This is a genomic window from Ralstonia insidiosa (assembly GCF_008801405.1).
GTDB lineage: Bacteria > Pseudomonadota > Gammaproteobacteria > Burkholderiales > Burkholderiaceae > Ralstonia > Ralstonia insidiosa.
The window spans coordinates 301,401-318,936 of record NZ_VZPV01000003.1 but is presented as its reverse complement, the minus strand read 5'-3'; the positions used below and the strand labels follow the sequence as shown (position 1 = coordinate 318,936).

The window sequence follows — 17,536 nt, the reverse complement described above, 5'->3', positions numbered from 1 at the left end:
CTCGCAGATGCTGTTTTCTTCGCTTGGTGTGTCACATTTGTGACGCCTCATGCGCAAATCCTTGCACTCACACCACGTTTCGTCGATCCGCGCTTGCCCTATCCACCAATTGGAGGGGTCTCGGGTGGGCGCCTGAAATCGGCAACCCCGGCGTCACGGGCGCATCTTGGGAGCGGGCGGCACACGCCTTTCGTCACGCAATTGCCGTGCCGGAAGGTGACTCGGCGGTCAGTTGGCGTTGGGGGAATCAACCGGCGGGTGCCGGTTCAGTGGAAATCGCGGCTGGAGGTGGCCAGACGCCCCAGAAGTGGCGTCAGATCAACCAGGTGCTGGGCGACCAAGTGCCGCGTCTCGCGCTCACACTGCCATGTGCCGTAAACGCCCAGGAGTTGGGCGTTCAGCACCTCGCGGCGCTGGCGCTCGATCAGGCGCGGCCAGAGCACGACATTGATCGTGCCGGTCTCGTCTTCAATGGAGACGAAGATGGTGCCCTTGGCCGTGCCCGGCCGCTGGCGCACCGTGACGATGCCGCAGGCGCGTGCGAGCTGTCCGTTGCGATACCCCGCCAGCGTGGCGGCGGTAACAAAGCGCATGTCGTCAAGCCGGGGCCGCAGCAAGCTGATGGGGTGACGCTGCAATGACAGACCCAGGCTGCTGTAATCGGCCACCACCTCCTCACCGATGGGCGGGGCGGGCAGCACAAGCGAAGCTTCCACCGGACGCGCTTGGCGCAGTAGCGCATGGTCATGCCCGGGCTCCTGCAGTGCGAGCGTCTGCCACAACGCTTGGCGGCGATGGCCAGCCAGCGGCTTGAGCGCGTTGGCGGCGGCGAGCACATTCAGGTCGTGGCGATCCAGTTCCGCGCGATATGCCAGGTCGTCCACGCTGGTGAATGGGGCCTGTGCCCGGGCCGCTTCGATGCGCTGGGCGGCCGGTTGGCGCATACCACGGATGCGGTTGAAACCGAGGCGGATATCCGGTTGCGCCCTCTCCTCGCCTGCCGCGCCCGGACGTTCGTGCAACGTGCTGTCCCACACGCTGGCCGTCACGTCCACCGGCAGCACGCGTACCCGGCTGCGCCGTGCCTCCTGCACCAACTGTGACGGCGAGTAGAACCCCATCGGCTGGCTGTTAAGAAGCGCGGCAAAGAACGCCGCCGGCTCATGACACTTCAAGTAACTGCTGATGTAAGCCAACTTGGCGAAACCCGCCGCGTGGCTTTCGGGGAAGCCGTATTCGGCAAAGCCCTCCATCTGACTGCACAGCGCATCTACGAAAGCCGGGTCGTAGTTCCGCTCTTCCACCATCACCTGTTTCAGCCGCACCTGATGCTGCACCAGATTGCCCTTGCGCTTCCAGGCAGCCATGTCGCGTCGCAGGCGGTCAGCCTCGTCGGGCGTGAAATCCGCAGCATCAATGGCGATCTGCATGACCTGCTCCTGGAAAATCGGCACGCCGAGCGTGCGCTTCAACACGCCCTCCACTTCCTTGCCGGGATACGTCACGCAATCGGTGTTGCCGTTGCGCATGGCCTCGCGCCGCTGCAGATATGGATGGACCATGCCGCCCTGGATCGGCCCCGGACGCACGATGGCCACCTGGATCACCAGGTCGTAATACTTGCGCGGGCGCAGGCGCGGCAGCATCGATTGCTGTGCGCGCGATTCGATCTGGAACACGCCGATGGTCTCGGCACGGCAGATCATGTCGTAGGCTTCTTCGTCGCCCTCTGGCAGGTCTTGCATGGCGAGCTTGTCAGCCGTCTTGTAATACGCACGACGACCGGGCAGCGCGTCGACCATATCGAGCGTGCGGCGAATGGCCGTCAGCATGCCCAGCGCCAGCACGTCCACCTTCAGCAAGCGCAGCGATTCGAGGTCATCCTTGTCCCACTGGATGACGCGGCGGTTCTCCATGGCCGCGTTCTCGATCGGTACCAGGCGCGAGAGTTTGTGCTGCGCGATCACGAACCCGCCCACATGCTGCGACAAGTGGCGCGGAAAACCGCGCAACTCGCTCACCAGTTCAGCCCAGCGCTGCACCAGCGGGGATTCCGGGTCCAACCCCTGCTGACCAGCGCGCTCGGCAAACTCCTTGCGGCTATCCCACCACGCCTGCCCCTTGGCGACCTGCTCGATGATGCCGAGATCGATGCCGAGCGCGCGCCCAACGTCACGCAACGCACTGCGCGTGCGGTACGTGATGAGCGATGCGGCCAGCGCGGTGCGTGTCACGCCGTATTTTTTGTAGATGTACTGGATGACCTCTTCGCGGCGCTGATGCTCGAAGTCGACGTCGATGTCAGGTGGCTCGCTGCGTGCGCGTGAAAGAAAGCGTGCGAACAACGCATTGCCACTGTCCGGGTCCACCTCGGTGATCCCCAGGCAGTAGCACACCGCAGAATTGGCCGCCGAGCCACGCCCCTGGCAAAGGATGTCTTGGCTGCGAGCAAATTTCACCACGTCGTAAACGGTCAGGAAGAACGGCTCGTAGCCGAGATCGGCAATCAGATCGAGCTCCATGCCGATCTGCTTGAGCACCTTCTCGGGTGTGCCTTGTGGGTAGCGCCGCTTGGCACCGGCGTGGACCTCGGCGAGCAGGTACTCGGCAGGCGTCATGCCCTCTGGCACGACCTCGCTCGGGTATTCATATTCGATTTCATCGAGCGAGAATTTGCACAAGCCGGCCAGCTCCACACTGCGTTGCAGAGCACGCTTGCCACGCTCGCCCTGGTAGAGAAACGCGAGCTGCATGCGCGTGCGCATGGCTTGCTCGGCGCTGGGTGACAGCTCCAATCCACACTCGGCAATCGGCTTGGACAGGCGAATGGCCGTCAGCACATCGTGCAATGGCTTGCGCTGCCGCGTGTGCATCTGTACGCCGCCGGTGGCAACCATGGGCACATCGAGCTGCTCAGAGACTGCCGCCACCGTGCCGCGATGGCGGTCATCCGCATGCCGCAACGGCAACTCCAGCGCAATCGATAGCCGATCGCCAAATACGCCCCGGCACCACAACGCCTGCATGCGTAGTTGTTGCGGATCGGCGTCATAGTCGGGCAGCAGAATCGCCAGGCAGTCAGGCACACCGCGCAGGTGGGCCAGCTCACCCTTGGGCGCAGCCAAGTCATCGGCCAGCAGGCGGTATTCCCCTTTGGGCGCCGCCAGCCGCGCGTGTGTGATGACCTCGCTCAGGTTGCCGTAGCCCTCGATGTTCTGCGCCAACAGCACCAACCGCAGCCAGGGCTCGCCCTGTGCATTGCGCACGGTAAAGCGGCTACCGATGATGAGTTTGAAGTCCTGCTCCTTAGCCGCCACAAGCGCACGCGCGGTGCCGGCCACGGAGCATTCGTCGGTCAACGCCAAGGCCTGATAGCCGTATTGCTTGGCGCGCTCCACCAATTCTTTTGGATGCGACGCGCCCGTCAGGAACGTGAAGTTGCTGATGCAATGCAGCTCGGCATAGTCAGGCAGGCCGATGGAGGGCAATGTGCTTGTCGCCATGGCACGCTTAGCCGAACAGGCCGTGCAGATACCAGCGGGCGTCTTCCTCGCTGGCCGATGCCGAAACACGCTCGCGGTAGACCCAGTAGCGCACGGCGCCATCGTCACCCCGGCCTTCTGCGATGAAGTAGTCGCGCTTGATGAGGGCGTCGTCCCACCAGCCGGATTCAATGCGTTCGGGCAAGGACACCAGCCGTAGCAGTCCGCGGTAGTACGGATAGTGCTGGCGCGTCAGCAGCGGGATGGGTTTCTCCAGCAGCCACAGCGGCCGCTCGGGCTGCTGCGCGTGCCATTGCGCCAGCGCCTGACGCACAGCGGCGCGGCTATGCGCGGTGGTAGCAGCGTTCACCTCAACCCAGTGGTTGGCACGTTCGGGGCGGTGGTCAGCGCATGGCTGCGGGTGGCGCACGTTGTCTGCACCCAGCCGGGCGATGAGCGTGTCGATCAGGCGGGCTGCATCTTCCGCGCGGCCGCCCGGCTCGGGAAACAAGGATTCGGTGGGCGGCGCCAGCGGTGTGGCGTCTGTCACCGTCAGGCGCAGCTCGACCACCGGAGCGATCAGCGTGAGCCGGTGCACACGCTCGTGCAGCACGCGTGACAGATGCGCCAGCGTACGGACCGGCTGCGCCAGTGCGATCTCCACCGGCGTGGAAGACACGGCATCGTCACTGCTCCGGCCGCGCCGCCGCTCGTGCTCCAGCGTGAGCCGGTAGGTCTTGGCGCCCAGTTGATGCGCCGACAGCCAGCCGACCAGTTGCAGCAGCAGTTGCTCAGACGCCGCTAGCACGCCTTCGGCGCTGTCGATACGACCGGGCAGCTCCAGCGGCACATCAAAGCGCAGCGGCGCAGCAAACCATGTGAAGCTCTCGTGCCCATCGCCATAGGCCGCGTCGAGCGTATCAACCAGCAATGGCCCGCAGCGGCGGCGCAGGCCCGCACGTGGCAGCCCGCGCAAGTCGGCCAGCCTGCGGCAACCGAGGCCCTCAAGCCAGTCCGGGCGTGTCAGGCGAACCACGGCATCGATCGACAATGCATCCAGCAACGTCGACATGCGTTCCAGTCGCACCGCCCGTCGTACGCCACCTTGCAGGCCGCCTGAAGTTGCGGTGCGACGCCCGCGCACCGGTCGCGTGCTCGCCAGCCATGCGGCGCCGCGCGCCGTCGGTCCGGCGCCGAGCACGGGCACGGCACCTAACCGGTACGCGCAATACTTCACCGCCCGACACAGTGCGCGATGCCCGCCGAACAGGCGCAGGCTTGCCTCCACCTCCAGCAGCACGGTTGCCTCGTCGGCCACATCCAGCGTCACGTGTGGTGTGAATGCCAGCAGCGCCAGCGCCAGCGATTGCATCAGCCGTGCTTCAGCCGCCGGATCACGCTCAAGCTGTACAGCGTGCGGTACCAGCGCCTGCGCACCCGCCCGGCGTAGGCCCGCATGCACGCCTTCCCGCACCGCCAGACGGTTGGCCGATACCACGCGCTCCTGCTCCAGCACCACCACCGGCAGGGGCAGCGCGGCCCGGTCAGACCACCGGGGTCGAAGCGCGTCCAGCGGCAGTCGGGGCAGATGCACCGCGATCCAGAACGGCATGATCAGAAGCGTCCGACAGAGCATCGAACGCAGAAGAAGACGACAGCGCGGCCAGCAGCGACGCGGTGGCCGGGTCCATGGTGAAGGGCTCGGCGGGTTGTGTTGGCAACGCACGAACGGAAGCGCGCCCCGCCTGCAACGGATCCGCCAACGGCAGCAGCAACGGCGTGTCACGCAACGGCCCGCGCCGCTTGTGAAAGACGATGGACAACGCATCGCCACCCGCCGGCACCAGCCCAAGGCGCAGCACCGCCGGCGACGACTCGCGCAACGCCTGCGCCGGCCGGAACACCCAGATGGCGCTCTCGCCTGCTTGTGCCAGCACCTGCAGCCGGCGCAGTGCTCCAGGGCGCGCCTGGTTCAGCCAGATCAGCACGCCGCCGAATGCTTGGCTGCGCACGATCTGCTCGGCGGCCCACAGCAGGTCAGCAGGCTTGTCGGCACGCACCCAGACGATCTGTTCAGGAGAAAAATCCCAGCCGACCAGCCGCACGGCGTTGGGTAGATGTGGAGGGCCGACTAGCGCAATCCGTCCACCACTCAGCCCTGCCCCCGCGCACAGTGTGGACAGCGCCGGGCGCAGCAAACGACACTCACCGATACCGGGCTGAGGACACAGCAACTCGGTCAGCCCGCCCAGCGGCCAGCCGCCACCGGGCAATTCGGTGTTCAGCGTGTCATAACCGGTGGCCAGAACGCGGCCACTGGCGCGTGCCAGGCTGCCTGCACGCCACAGCGCCGGGTGCAGCGTCTCGGGCGCTGGTACTATCCGGGCTCTTTGCGCAGGCAGGCGCGACGCACACACCGCCGGCCCAGTGGCGACAGGGTGTTCCGCGACACCTTCAGCGGGAAAAAGAGACGGGGACGGCGCAAACATGGAAAGCGCGGGAGAAAATCGCGAATACTGTATGGATATACAGTATCACAACTTTCGCTCTGCGCTAGCCTGTTTCTAACCGTCCTTGCCGTTGCCCCATCTTGTCGCCCCATCCCACCTTGCCACCAACGGTGCGCAACCGAACCCATCCGGAGAAAACCGTGTTCACTTGCAAAAACCAGAGCTGCGGCACGCAGTGGGAACTGTCCGAAGTCGTTATCAAGGACGAAGGCCAAGGGCCGCTGTTCCGCTGCACGCTCTGTGGCGCGCGCAACTACGTCGAGCGTTTCGAAGCCGACGACGGCACGGTCGTCTACGAGCAAATCGAAGGCCGGCCGCTCAATTGAATTGACCCGACGCAACAACATGACCACCGAACCGACCGCCACACCTTTCAGCACCCTTGCGCTCGCCCCCGCCGTGCTCGCGAATCTCGCGCAGCTCGGCTACACCGACATGACGCCGATCCAGGCCGCGAGCCTGCCGATCACGCTCGCGGGCCACGACCTGATCGCACAGGCGAAAACCGGCAGCGGCAAGACCGCCGCGTTCTCGCTCCCACTGCTCACGCGACTCGACGCACGCAGCTTTGACGTGCAGGCGATGGTGCTGTGCCCGACGCGCGAACTCGCCGATCAGGTCACGCAGGAAATCCGCCGCCTCGCGCGCGCCGAAGAGAACGTGAAGGTGCTGACGCTCTGCGGCGGCACGCCGATGCGTCCGCAGGCGGAGAGCCTCGAGCACGGCGCGCATATCGTCGTCGGCACACCGGGTCGAATCATGGACCACCTCGAGCGCGGCAATCTCACGCTCGGCGCGCTGAAGACGCTCGTGCTCGACGAAGCGGACCGGATGCTCGACATGGGCTTCTTCGACGACATCGCCACGGTTGTGCGCCAGTGCCCGACCGACCGGCAGACGCTGCTGTTCTCGGCGACCTACCCGGACGGCATCGCCAAGCTGTGCCGCCAGATCCTGCGCAATCCGAAAGAGGTGAAGCTCGAAGAGCGCCACGACGACAGCAAGATCCGCCAGCGCTTCTACGAGGTAACGGATAACGAGCGACTGCATGCGGTCGGGCGATTGCTGAAGCACTATCGGCCGGTCAGCACGCTCGCGTTCTGCAACACGAAGCAGCAATGCCGCGACCTGCTCGACGTGCTGCGCGCGCAAGGCATCCACGCACTCGCGCTGCATGGCGAGTTGGAGCAGCGCGAACGCGATCAGGTGCTGATCCAGTTCGCGAACCGCAGTTGCTCGGTGCTCGTCGCAACCGACGTTGCCGCGCGCGGGCTCGACATCGCGCAGCTCGAAGCGGTCATCAACGTTGACGTAACGCCTGACCCCGAAGTGCACGTGCACCGGATCGGCCGCACGGGCCGCGCCGACCAGGACGGCTGGGCGCTGAGCCTGGCGAGCATGGATGAGATGGGGCGTGTCGGCAATATCGAGGAGGTGCTCGGGCGCGAGGTCGAATGGCACAAGCTTGCCGAGCTCGACAGCGGCAGCGAAGCGCCGCTGCTGCCGCCGATGGAGACCCTGCAGATTCTCGGCGGACGCAAGGACAAGATCCGCCCCGGCGATGTCCTCGGTGCACTGACCGGCGACGCGGGCTTTCGCGCTGACCAGATCGGCAAGATCAACGTGACCGAATTCTCGACCTACGTTGCCGTCGAGCGCGGCATCGCACGCGACGCGCTACGCAAGCTCAACGGGGGCACGGTAAAGGGCAAGAAGGTTCGGGTTCGGTTGATGGACGAATGACGCCTGCGCCGTCCTCAAGGCTCAAGGCCGCACTGTCAGTGCTTGGCTGGCGCCTTGCACAACCCCTGGTTGTAGAGGATGGCCTTGCTGGTGGAGGCGTAGTTGTCGGCGTCGCACGGCGGCAGGAAGCTTGAGCTGTCGCCCTGCATGCGTACGGCCACGGTGTCGGACAACGCCGTCAGACACTGTTGGTTGTCGCCACGGTGGTATTCCGTTACGGCCAGGTCGCTACGCGCCTTGTCGCGCTCGATCCAGTCCATGAAGGTGTCGCATTCGGAGAGCAGTGCACGCAGCGTCGTGCGGGCGCCGTCATAGTCCTTGGCAGCGTATTGCTTGTGCGCCTGGCCGATGCGGACCGTACGTTGGCGATCAGTGCACGCAGCGGGTGGACGGCGATACTCGCCATCGAACCCGGCGCGCATGCCGCAGAAGTCACGGCAAGCTTCCTGCGTGGCGGACGTATCGAGCTTGAGCACGCCGTTATCGCCCGACACCGCGATGCGGCATGCATCGGCCACGCCGGTGCGGCCCTTGAACGTACCGCTGACGGCGCAGGTATGGCAGTTCGCGCCCATGGTTTCGATGTTGAAGCGGTTGCCCTTGACCGACATTGCGCCGTGGCTGCTGCCGCCTTCCACATAGATGTACTCGCCCGGCTCAACTGCCGGGCCAGCTGCCATCGCCAGCACGCTGGCCGACAAGCCCAGGATTGCCACTGCGCGCCGTATCCACATTCCGCGTGTCATGGTGTTCGTATCCAGTTTCGGGAGGCGGGCTGCCTCCTGCACGGGCGACATTCTGGCGGCAGCGCACATGGCGGCGCAACCACCGCATGATGAACGGATGAACGATTGCGCTGGTCTAGATGTGCAACACCGCCAGCACGGCCAACACACCACCCAGCCCACCCACACCATACGAGATCACCTGCAGCCAGCGCCGGCGCGACAGCAACGTGATGGCCGCCAGCGCAATCGACACCTGCATCGCCACCACCGCCTGTGCCCAGCGATGGTGGTGATGCACGGCGCGCTCGCTGGCTTCGTCGGCTTCCTTGGCCAAGCGTTCCTGCTCTTCAGCCTGGCGGCGGATGTCTTCCTTTTCGGTGGCGTAGCGCTGGGCTTCGCGCTTGGCGGCCGCCTGATCGGCGCCGGGCAGTTGTGCGGTCAGCTCGGCAATCGCCTGCTTCTGGCCCTTGGCCTGGTAGTAGGCCCAGCGGTTGGCGGCTTCCGTCTTGTGGATGGCGGCTTCATTCTTGGCAAGCAACGCTTCGTTTTGTGTGGCACCACCCTGGTAGCCGAAGATGGCGCCGGCGGTCGACAGAATGGCCGTCATGACGGCGATGCGGCCGGCAAAGCTGTCGGCGTGGCCGGTTTCTGCGGCGTGTTCCAGCACATGGTCGTGTGCGCCGTGTACGTGAAATCCTTCAGACATCGTTGCTCCCCGTTTTGGTCTTGTGTGGTCATGCGCCCCGTCAGGCGCGGGCCTCACAATGCATGGACTTGTACGGAAACGCAACGCCCGGCAGTGCAGGTATCCAACGGCATGGGACACCCTTCCCTAAGGTATCCGTCTGGGTGTCAGGTCAGATTTCCGCGACGATTTCGTGGCGCAGGCCAACGAAACCGGGCGGACCTGATCGTGTTTGTGCCGCCGAAAGCACGGTTCGCAAGACCAGCCAAACTTGTGCTGATGGTTCGCAGCCAGGTTGAGGAGGAACGGGGGCGATATTTGCCCCCTAAGTTACCCCCTTAAGTTACCCCCTAAGGCGCCACGATCGACACCCCATACCGGGCAAAAATGCGCTGCAATTCACCGCTCTCGCGCAGGGCTTGCAGTGCACTTTCCAGCGCCTGCGCCAGCGCGCGCTGATCCTCCTTGACCGCCATGCCAATGGCCCAGCCACGCGGAGGCAGAACGGGCGACTCAAGTTCAGTGACGAGGAAGCGTGCGGCAGACTTGCCCTGCGTTTTCAACGCGCTTTCGTACTGCGAGCGCGTCACCATCACCGCGGCGATTTCGCCGGAGAACAAAGCGCGCAATGCCGCGTCAGCTTCAGCGTAGATCTTCACCTTGTCGCGCAGCGCGCCTTGGGCGCCCGAGAGCAAGGCATTGGCACCTGCCGACCCCTGTTCCGCACCGGTCGGCTGGCCGGCCAAGTCCTCGAAGCGGCTGACCTGATGGATACGGTCATGATCGTAGGCCAGCACGAACCCCTCACGGTGATACGGCGCGAAGATCAGCACCTGGTGGTTCTGGCGTATGAACGCGGGGTCAACCGGCACGTGCAGCATGACGTCGGCCGGGCCGTACCCCAGGTAGTGCCCCTTCCAAACCATGTTGCGCAGGTCGCCCGACATGCCGTCGTCGTCGGCATCGAACGGCAGCAGCGCGGCAGACAACCCCATCTGCTTGCTGAGTGCGTTCGCCAGCGCAACGTCGATGCCGGTGAACTGGCCGCCAACGTTGTCTGAGAATGGCGGCAGGCCTTTGTACAGCGCGACCTTCAGGCTGCCGCTCTGACGAATCTTTGCCATGTCGGCATGCGCCGGTGCGGCGCCCACCCAAATGACTGCCGCAGCAACTAGGAAGCTGGCAAGGCTCCGGCCAAGACGACAAAAGAACCGAGCCGTGTCCAACCGAAGACGGGCGTTCATGAGACCTCTCCTGGCGGATAGATAGACGAGCCGACGCAGCACGCAGACTGGGACAGCGCCGGCTCGCGAAACTGCAAACAACGGGACGGCCGCTTAATCCTGCACGCGGCGCGACTCCAGATAGGTCTTGATCGCCCAGACGGCTTCCTGGCTCAGCACGCCGTCAAACGGCGGCATGTAGACGCGGCCGTCACGCGTACGGCCATGGCGCACGGTGCTCGTCATGTACTGCGAGACCTCTGCGAAACAAGCGTCCTTCTTCTTCCCGTCGGCCAGCGACATGCAGTCGGTATCGAGCTTGCGCAGGTCAGGCGCAATCCCACCGGAGATGGCTTCCAGCCCGTGGCAGCGCGCGCAGTTCTGGTTGTACGCCGAGGCCCCGATGCGCAATGCCTCGTCATGTGCAGGGCCTGCGCGGTATGGATTGTCCTGACGCCAATCGGCGCCCAGTTGCGGTAAGGTGTGCGTGTCCACGGCCTGCGGCGTGACATCGCCATGCGCGGTTGCGGTGGCGGGCAATCCCCCAGCCAGAAGTGCGCAGGCAGAAAGCAGCGCGAACAAGTTGCGAGGCGTTTTCAAGAGTTGTCTCCTTAGTGTCGTTAAAACGATTTTTGGAGACCTTTCTGCAAGACCCATACCAAGGCGATAAAGCGACCGGCAAATCGGGGAACATCCGCGAAGCGGTCTGGAGATCCGGCGCGTGGATTGGCAACAGGTGCTCAGGAATGCAACACCCTGGCAAGGGTCTTGCTTCATGGCGCAACACTTCCGGCTTGTTCCTGGCGATCGCGACCAGGGCGAGCCGGGCGACCCGCACACAGATTGCGGGCGAGTTTAAGGAGACCGACCATGATCCCTCACGCGGCAGCCGACTCGCGCGGTTCCGAAAGTGCTCTGGCAGATCAGCCCGAGCTGATCGCGCAATCGCACGAACGATCCAAGTCCTATGGCTTGCGGCCCTATGAGTCGCCCGACTTCTGCCCGGTGCTGCAAAGCGAGCTGAAAACCGAGATCGAGCGCAGCCAATCCTTGTTTGCGCATGCACTGCCCGTGATGGAGACGCTCTACAGCCAGATCGTCAACACGCAGAGCATGGTGATCCTGACCGACACGTCGGGCCTGATCCTGCATTCGCTGGGCGATGACGATTTCCTCGCCCAAGCCAGCAAGGTGGCCTTGCAACCGGGCGCGTCATGGTCGGAGGAAGCCCGGGGCACCAACGCCATCGGCACGGCGCTGGCCGATGCCAAACCCACGCTGGTCCACGGCTCTGAACACTATCTGCAGGCCAACCAGTTCCTCACCTGTTCCTGCGCGCCGATCTTCGATCCGTACGGCGCAACGGTGGGCGCGCTGGACGTGACGGGCGACCACCGCGGCTTCCACAAGCACACCATGGCGCTGGTACGCATGTCTGCGCAAATGATCGAAAACCAGCTGTTTGCCAACACGTTCCAGGACGTGGTGTGCATCCATTTCCACTCACGCCCGGAGTTCATCGGCACGCTGGTCGAAGGCATTGCCGCCTTCACGCCGGCGGGGCGCTTCCTGTCGGCCAACCGCAGCGGCGAATTCCAGCTTGGGTTGTCGAGCCGCTCCCTGCATGCGCATACCTTCTCGTCACTGTTCGGGCTGTCGATGTCGCAACTGATCGACCGGGAGCGCAGCGCGCCGGCGGGCATCGTGCAGTTGCAGTTGCCTAGCGGCGTGAAGGTGTTTGCGCGTGTGGAATGGAAGCGGCCTGCAAACCGCATCGTGGGCGGTGCAATTGGCACAGATATGCCAATCGACCGTGATACGGCGCCGCGTCGCCCTTACATCGAGCCGGCCAGGCAACCCGCCAGCCTGGAGGCGCTGGACACGGGCGATGCCCAGATCAAGACCGTCATCGGCAAGCTGCGCAAGGTGATCGGCAAGGGCATCACCATCATGGTGTTGGGCGAGACCGGCACCGGCAAGGAACTGCTGGCACGCGCCATCCACGCCGACAGCCCGCGCCACGCCGGGCCGTTTGTCGCCGTGAACTGCGCATCGATTCCGGAAGCGCTCATCGAATCGGAGCTTTTCGGCTACGAAGAAGGCGCTTTCACCGGCGCGCGCAAGAAAGGCGGCATCGGCAAGATGGTGCTGGCCAACGGCGGCACGCTGTTCCTCGATGAAATCGGCGACATGCCGCTGCACCTGCAGGCCCGCATGCTGCGCGCGCTGCAGGAGCGTGCGGTGTCGCCGCTGGGCAGCAACAAGCTGATCCAGGTGGATGTGGCGGTGGTGTGTGCGACGCACCGCAATATGCGCGAGATGGTGGCCAGCGGCCAGTTCCGCGAAGACCTGTACTACCGCCTCAACGGCCTCGTCGTGCGCCTGCCAGCATTGCGCGAACGCAGCGACCTCGATGTGGTGGCCAGCAAGCTGCTGCAGCAGGAACAGGCAGACGCGCCACCCATCAGCGAGGCCGTGATGCAGATGTTCCGCAGCTACCACTGGCCCGGCAACATCCGCCAACTCGGCAACCTGCTGCGCACTGCCCGGCTGATGGCCGATGGCGCGCCAGAAATCACGGAAGACCACCTGCCCGACGACTTTCTTGAAGACTGGCAGGCGCGCCATGGCGACCAACCTGCGCCGGTCAGTGCAACGGCTGCGGATGTGCAACCAGCCGCTGTCGCCCCCGGCAACGCTCACCCCAAGCGGCTTGCCGACGTGGAAAGCATGGCCATCATGGCAGCGGTGAAGGCGCACAACGGCAACATCTCGGCTGCCGCCAAGGCGCTCGGCATTTCGCGCAACACCATCTACCGCAGGATCGACGAGGCCGGCGGCCTGCCCTCAGACACCGTCTGACCACGCCGACGCGCGAATGGCGGCGCCCAGCGCCTGCGCCATCTCGCCCTCGGCCAGGTGCCCGCCCTGCACCCACACCAACCGGGCCTGCGGCATCGCTGCAGACAGGCGCAGCGCATTCTCCGGTCGGCAAACGTTGTCTTGCCGGCCATGCAGCAGCGTGACCGGCACCCCACGTGCGCCGATACGTGCAGCCGCCCTCAGCAGCGCAGACTTGCCCAGCCCCGCCCGGCGGTGGAGGTAATGCGCCTGCAGCCGGTATTTGCGCACCAAGCCCATCTGTTGCGGCCACGTTGGGTGCCCCGCCTGCGGCCGTAGCCCCAACAACCGACGCTCTGCGCGCTGCCACTGTGTGGCGATGTTCCATTTCTGAACAGTTGTACCAACCTGCAACAAATCTGTTGCAACGAGCAGGCGCCCACGCCCGCCGGGAAAACCCTCGCCCCGTCGATCAATTCCACGCAACAGATCACGGCCGGCGCCGCGCGCGTTGAACAGCGCCTGCACATCGTCAAAGCCGGTCAGGAAGGTGCCGCGCAACACCAGCGCCGCCACCGCATCGGGAAAGCGGTCCGCATAGGCCAGCGCCAGCGCCGCACCCCATGACCCGCCGACCACGCCCCAGCGCGCGATGCCCAGCGTGGCGCGCAGTTGTTCCAGATCAGCCAGCAGCGCCGTCACCGTATTGCGCCGCAGGGTGCCGGCCGGGCGCGAGCGTCCTGCGCCGCGCTGGTCCGGTAGCACGGCACGATGCCGCAGTGGATCGAACCACGCGGCCATCGAAGGCGAGCAGCCGCTGCCAGGGCCGCCATGCAGCACCAGCCAGGGCTCGCCGCTGTCCGGCCCGCATTGCCGCACATGCAGGACATGACCGTCCGGCGTGCGCAGGTCAAGGCGAACGGAAGTAGCGGGCCAGTCTGGAGTGGGCATGGATGTTGCCTTCATGATGGGCGGCTGCGTTCGGCAAAACGCCTGCGTCAGCTGCAGAACATTGCACTCACTAACTATGCCAACCCTCACGGAGGAGACATGAACTGGACAACGCCCGCCTACACCGAACTGCGACTGGGGTTCGAGATCACCATGTACATCGCGAACCGCTGATGTCGCACGACTGAGCACGCAAAGCCCTCTAAGCCCGCTGGTTTTTCACGGCGGGTTTTTTTTCGCCCGCCGACTTCCTCGTGCATCTTCCTGGCCGAATTCTTGCTCAATCCGCTCAACACGTTGGGCTCGCATCATGACGATACTCAGAGTTCTTGGCTCGGCCGCCGGCGGCGGTTTCCCGCAGTGGAACTGCAACTGCCGCAACTGCGACGGCGTGCGGCGCGGCACCGTGCGCGCCACCCCGCGCACGCAATCTTCCATCGCGCTGGGCGATGGTCTGCACAACTGGATCGTGGTGAATGCCTCGCCGGACATCCTCGCGCAATTGCGCGCATCGCCGGCGCTGCAACCGGCGCGCACGCCGCGCGATACGGGCATCGCGGGCGTGGTGCTGATGGATGCGCAGATCGACCATGTCACGGGTCTGCTGATGCTGCGCGAGCACCGGCAGCCGTTGCCGCTCTATGCCAGCGCGGCAGTGCTGAGCGATCTGTCCACCGCGTTCCCGCTCACACACCTGCTGTCGTATTACTGCGGGCTGGATACCCACACGCTTTCGCTGGACGGCACGGCGTTCTCCGTCCCGCCGCTCGACAATCTGGCACTGACGGCGATCCCGCTGGAGAGCAAGTCGCCGCCGTATTCGCCCAGCCGCAATGCCCACCGCGTGGGCGACAACATAGGCCTGCGCATCGTCGATCGCAAGAGCGGTCGGCGCGCCTTCTATGCACCGGGCCTCGCACGCATCGAACCGCACGTGTTCGACGAGATGGGTGCCGCCGATGTGGTACTGGTCGATGGCACCTGCTGGCGCGATGACGAGATGCTCGCCCTCGGCTTCTCCACCAAGACGGCCGCTGACATGGGACACCTCGCGCAATCCGGCCCTGGCGGCATGATCGAGACGCTCGACCAGTTGCCGGCCGCACGCAAGATCCTCATCCACATCAACAACACCAACCCGATCCTCGACGAAGACTCCCCGCAACGCCGGGAGTTGGATGCGCACGGCATCGAGGTGGCTTACGACGGCATGGAAATCGCGCTATGACACACCCTGTTGCCTGGAACGCCCACGAGTTCGAAGCCCGCCTGCGTGCGAAGCAGGCCGGCTACCACATCCACCACCCGTTCAACCTGCGCATGCGCGCCGGGGAATGCACGCCGGAGGAGATCCGCACCTGGGTTGCCAACCGCTTCTATTACCAGGTCAACATCCCGCTCAAGGATGCGGCCATCCTGTCCAACTGCCCCGACCGGGAAACGCGCCGCGAGTGGATCGTCCGCATTCACGATCACGACGGCGACGATGACCGGCCTGGCGGCATCGAGAGCTGGGTGCGTCTGGGTGAAGCGGTTGGGCTGAAGCGCGACGCGTTGTGGTCGCATCAGCATCTGTTGCCGGGTGTGCGCTTTGCTGTGGACGCGTATGTCAACTTCGCGCGCCGTGCACCGTGGCAGGAGGCCGTGTGTTCTTCCCTCACAGAGATGTTTGCACCGGACATCCACAAGGAGCGGTTGGCCGGCTGGCCCGAGCAGTATCCCTGGGTGCAGCCGGAAGGGCTGGCCTATTTCCGCTCGCGTATTCCGCTGGCCTCGCGCGATGTTGAACACGGCCTGCGCGTGACGCTCGACTACTTCCGCACGCCGGAGCAACAGCAGCGCGCGCTGGACATCCTGCAGTTCAAGCTCGACATCCTCTGGTCGATGCTCGATGCCATTCAACAGGCCCACGCTCATGACGCCATCCCTGCCTGATCCCAGCCACCCCACGCTACACCGGACCTTCCGGCTGCAGTGGGAAGACATGCAGCAGAGCTGGGTGCTGCTCTACCCCGAGGGCATGGTCACGCTCAACGACAGCGCCGCCGCGATCCTGCAGCGCTGCGACGGCGCCCATACCCTCGACATGCTGATCGATGATCTGCAGTCCGCCTTTGGCGTGCAGGGCATCGCGCCGGAGGTCCACGCCTTTGTCAAACATGCATTCGAACGCGGCTGGCTCGTTTGAGGCTGCGCCGCCTCCGCTCCCGGGCCCGCCGCTCTGGCTGCTGGCGGAGTTGACCTATCGCTGCCCGCTGCATTGTCCGTTCTGCTCGAACCCGGTCGACTACACGCAGCACGATCGGGAACTCACCACCGAGCAATGGTGCGATGTCTTCACGCAAGCACGGGCGCTGGGCGCGGTGCAGCTCGGCCTATCCGGTGGCGAACCGCTGATGCGCAAGGACCTCGAAACGCTGGTGTCGCACGCGCACAAGCTCGGGTTCTACGTCAATCTGGTGACCTCGGGCGTGGGCCTGACCGATGAACGGCTCGGCGCATTGCGTGCCGCTGGGCTCGACCACATCCAACTGTCGTTCCAGGATTCCACACGCGAGCTGAACGACTTCCTGTCGAGCACGCGCACCTTTGATCTCAAGCGCCGCGTGGCCGACCTGATCAAGGCGCACGGCTATCCGATGGTGATGAACTGCGTGATGCACCGGCACAACCTGCCGCACGTGGGCGCCATCATCGACATGGCGCTGGAGATTGGCGCCGAGTACCTGGAACTCGCCAACACGCAGTACTACGGCTGGGCATGGGAGAACCGCCTGGCGCTGATGCCGACGTTCGAGCAGCTGCGCGACGCCGAAGCCGTGGTGAACGAGTACCGCACTCGCATCGGCAAACGCTGTCAACTACTCTACGTGGTGCCGGATTATTTCGAAGACCGTGCCAAGAAGTGCATGAACGGCTGGGGCACGACATTCCTTGGCATCGCGCCCGATGGTATGGCCCTGCCATGCCATTCGGCGCGCATGCTGCCGGGCTTGGAGTTGCCCAACGTCCTCAACCAGCCGCTGCGCGAGATCTGGCAGACCAGCGATGCCTTCCAGCGCTTCCGTGGCACGCATTGGATGCCCGAGCCGTGCCAGTCGTGCGAATCGCGTGAGCAAGATGCCGGCGGTTGCCGCTGCCAGGCCTATCTGCTAACCGGCGATGCCACACGCGCCGACCCGGCATGCGGCCGCTCGCCCGATCACGGGACCTTGCAGACCGTCGTGCTGCAAGGCCGGATGGCTGCGATGAACGGCTTCGGGAAGATGCGCGACACCCGCACCGGCGAAGTGCCCATCGTGTTCCGGACCGATGCCAATTCGCGCCACCTCACACCGTCATAGCGGGTAGCCATGAAGAAGGGCCGGACAAT

16 protein-coding genes are annotated in these 17,536 nt (G+C 64.9%); 8 read left to right on the top strand and 8 right to left on the bottom strand.

What is annotated here, in order from left to right:
• Window positions 1-266 precede the first annotated feature (266 nt).
• From F7R11_RS23635 to imuA, 3 genes are read right to left on the bottom strand one after another with little or no spacing between them, the layout of a single operon-like run.
• A complete protein-coding gene (locus F7R11_RS23635; RefSeq protein WP_064807326.1) occupies window positions 267-3,503 on the bottom strand; it encodes an error-prone DNA polymerase in 3,237 nt (1,078 codons plus the stop codon).
• A 7-nt stretch (window positions 3,504-3,510) separates the two neighbouring features.
• On the bottom strand, window positions 3,511-5,094 hold the full coding sequence (locus F7R11_RS23630) for a Y-family DNA polymerase (protein ID WP_064807328.1): 1,584 nt from the start codon (window positions 5,092-5,094) through the stop codon (window positions 3,511-3,513).
• On the bottom strand, window positions 5,027-5,971 hold the full coding sequence (gene imuA, locus F7R11_RS23625; RefSeq protein ID WP_031329105.1) for a translesion DNA synthesis-associated protein ImuA: 945 nt from the start codon (window positions 5,969-5,971) through the stop codon (window positions 5,027-5,029). The genes F7R11_RS23630 and imuA overlap by 68 nt, the downstream gene beginning before the upstream one ends.
• Before the next feature lie 161 nt (window positions 5,972-6,132).
• Between imuA and F7R11_RS23620 the strand changes: the two genes are divergently transcribed.
• Together F7R11_RS23620 and dbpA are read left to right on the top strand one after the other, a co-directional pair.
• Window positions 6,133-6,318, top strand: coding sequence for a hypothetical protein (locus F7R11_RS23620; RefSeq protein ID WP_021194013.1), 186 nt, complete (start codon window positions 6,133-6,135; stop codon window positions 6,316-6,318).
• Between the two features lie 19 nt (window positions 6,319-6,337).
• Window positions 6,338-7,735, top strand: coding sequence for an ATP-dependent RNA helicase DbpA (dbpA, locus tag F7R11_RS23615; protein ID WP_064809045.1), 1,398 nt, complete (start codon window positions 6,338-6,340; stop codon window positions 7,733-7,735).
• Between the two features lie 35 nt (window positions 7,736-7,770).
• Here dbpA and F7R11_RS23610 read toward each other — a convergent pair whose 3' ends face one another.
• The 4 genes from F7R11_RS23610 to pedF all read right to left on the bottom strand — a co-directional run bounded on the left by F7R11_RS23610 (window position 7,771) and on the right by pedF (window position 10,971).
• Window positions 7,771-8,481, bottom strand: coding sequence for a hypothetical protein (locus tag F7R11_RS23610; RefSeq protein ID WP_064809046.1), 711 nt, complete (start codon window positions 8,479-8,481; stop codon window positions 7,771-7,773).
• Window positions 8,482-8,596: 115 nt separating this feature from the next.
• Window positions 8,597-9,169: a DUF4337 domain-containing protein gene (locus F7R11_RS23605; protein ID WP_064807330.1), complete on the bottom strand. Its 573-nt coding sequence runs from the start codon at window positions 9,167-9,169 to the stop codon at window positions 8,597-8,599.
• A 329-nt stretch (window positions 9,170-9,498) separates the two neighbouring features.
• The gene (locus F7R11_RS23600) at window positions 9,499-10,392 is read right to left on the bottom strand and encodes a substrate-binding periplasmic protein (protein ID WP_064807332.1); all 894 of its coding nucleotides are present in this window, start codon (window positions 10,390-10,392) and stop codon (window positions 9,499-9,501) included.
• 93 nt (window positions 10,393-10,485) lie between these two features.
• On the bottom strand, window positions 10,486-10,971 hold the full coding sequence (pedF, locus tag F7R11_RS23595; protein WP_064807334.1) for a cytochrome c-550 PedF: 486 nt from the start codon (window positions 10,969-10,971) through the stop codon (window positions 10,486-10,488).
• 270 nt (window positions 10,972-11,241) lie between these two features.
• On the opposite strand from pedF, the gene F7R11_RS23590 reads away from it, so the two are divergent.
• A complete protein-coding gene (locus F7R11_RS23590) occupies window positions 11,242-13,233 on the top strand; it encodes a sigma-54-dependent Fis family transcriptional regulator (protein WP_064807336.1) in 1,992 nt (663 codons plus the stop codon).
• Here F7R11_RS23590 and F7R11_RS23585 read toward each other — a convergent pair.
• On the bottom strand, window positions 13,219-14,163 hold the full coding sequence (locus F7R11_RS23585) for an alpha/beta fold hydrolase (protein ID WP_064807338.1): 945 nt from the start codon (window positions 14,161-14,163) through the stop codon (window positions 13,219-13,221). The two genes, F7R11_RS23590 and F7R11_RS23585, sit on opposite strands and share 15 nt — an antisense overlap.
• Before the next feature lie 99 nt (window positions 14,164-14,262).
• Here F7R11_RS23585 and pqqA point away from each other — a divergent pair, with 99 nt between their 5' ends.
• The 5 genes from pqqA (at window position 14,263) to pqqE (ending at window position 17,507) form a co-directional block, all read left to right on the top strand.
• Window positions 14,263-14,337, top strand: a complete 75-nt coding sequence (gene pqqA / locus F7R11_RS23580; RefSeq protein WP_009277446.1) for a pyrroloquinoline quinone precursor peptide PqqA — start codon at window positions 14,263-14,265, stop codon at window positions 14,335-14,337.
• Window positions 14,338-14,473: 136 nt separating this feature from the next.
• Window positions 14,474-15,391 (top strand): pyrroloquinoline quinone biosynthesis protein PqqB, encoded by a 918-nt coding sequence (gene pqqB, locus F7R11_RS23575; RefSeq protein ID WP_064807340.1) that lies wholly within the window; start codon window positions 14,474-14,476, stop codon window positions 15,389-15,391.
• Entirely contained in the window at window positions 15,388-16,098 is a 711-nt protein-coding gene (gene pqqC, locus F7R11_RS23570; RefSeq protein WP_064807342.1) for a pyrroloquinoline-quinone synthase PqqC, read from the top strand. The genes pqqB and pqqC overlap by 4 nt, the downstream gene beginning before the upstream one ends.
• Window positions 16,079-16,351 (top strand): pyrroloquinoline quinone biosynthesis peptide chaperone PqqD, encoded by a 273-nt coding sequence (gene pqqD / locus F7R11_RS23565; protein WP_048932035.1) that lies wholly within the window; start codon window positions 16,079-16,081, stop codon window positions 16,349-16,351. The genes pqqC and pqqD overlap by 20 nt, the downstream gene beginning before the upstream one ends.
• Window positions 16,323-17,507 (top strand): pyrroloquinoline quinone biosynthesis protein PqqE, encoded by a 1,185-nt coding sequence (gene pqqE, locus F7R11_RS23560; protein WP_064807344.1) that lies wholly within the window; start codon window positions 16,323-16,325, stop codon window positions 17,505-17,507. The genes pqqD and pqqE overlap by 29 nt, the downstream gene beginning before the upstream one ends.
• Window positions 17,508-17,536: the final 29 nt, after the last annotated feature.

What these genes read in the sequence shown, in the direction of transcription:
- pqqE (WP_064807344.1), top strand. Translation starts at nt 16,323, where the DNA reads ATGCATTCGAACGCGGCTGGCTCGTTTGAGGCTGCGCCGCCTCCGCTC.
- pqqD (WP_048932035.1), top strand. Translation starts at nt 16,079, where the DNA reads ATGACGCCATCCCTGCCTGATCCCAGCCACCCCACGCTACACCGGACC.
- F7R11_RS23635 (WP_064807326.1), bottom strand. Translation starts at nt 3,503, where the DNA reads ATGGCGACAAGCACATTGCCCTCCATCGGCCTGCCTGACTATGCCGAG.
- F7R11_RS23630 (WP_064807328.1), bottom strand. Translation starts at nt 5,094, where the DNA reads ATGCCGTTCTGGATCGCGGTGCATCTGCCCCGACTGCCGCTGGACGCG.
- F7R11_RS23605 (WP_064807330.1), bottom strand. Translation starts at nt 9,169, where the DNA reads ATGTCTGAAGGATTTCACGTACACGGCGCACACGACCATGTGCTGGAA.
- F7R11_RS23590 (WP_064807336.1), top strand. Translation starts at nt 11,242, where the DNA reads ATGATCCCTCACGCGGCAGCCGACTCGCGCGGTTCCGAAAGTGCTCTG.
- pqqB (WP_064807340.1), top strand. Translation starts at nt 14,474, where the DNA reads ATGACGATACTCAGAGTTCTTGGCTCGGCCGCCGGCGGCGGTTTCCCG.
- F7R11_RS23600 (WP_064807332.1), bottom strand. Translation starts at nt 10,392, where the DNA reads ATGAACGCCCGTCTTCGGTTGGACACGGCTCGGTTCTTTTGTCGTCTT.
- dbpA (WP_064809045.1), top strand. Translation starts at nt 6,338, where the DNA reads ATGACCACCGAACCGACCGCCACACCTTTCAGCACCCTTGCGCTCGCC.
- pqqC (WP_064807342.1), top strand. Translation starts at nt 15,388, where the DNA reads ATGACACACCCTGTTGCCTGGAACGCCCACGAGTTCGAAGCCCGCCTG.
- F7R11_RS23610 (WP_064809046.1), bottom strand. Translation starts at nt 8,481, where the DNA reads ATGACACGCGGAATGTGGATACGGCGCGCAGTGGCAATCCTGGGCTTG.
- F7R11_RS23585 (WP_064807338.1), bottom strand. Translation starts at nt 14,163, where the DNA reads ATGCCCACTCCAGACTGGCCCGCTACTTCCGTTCGCCTTGACCTGCGC.
- imuA (WP_031329105.1), bottom strand. Translation starts at nt 5,971, where the DNA reads ATGTTTGCGCCGTCCCCGTCTCTTTTTCCCGCTGAAGGTGTCGCGGAA.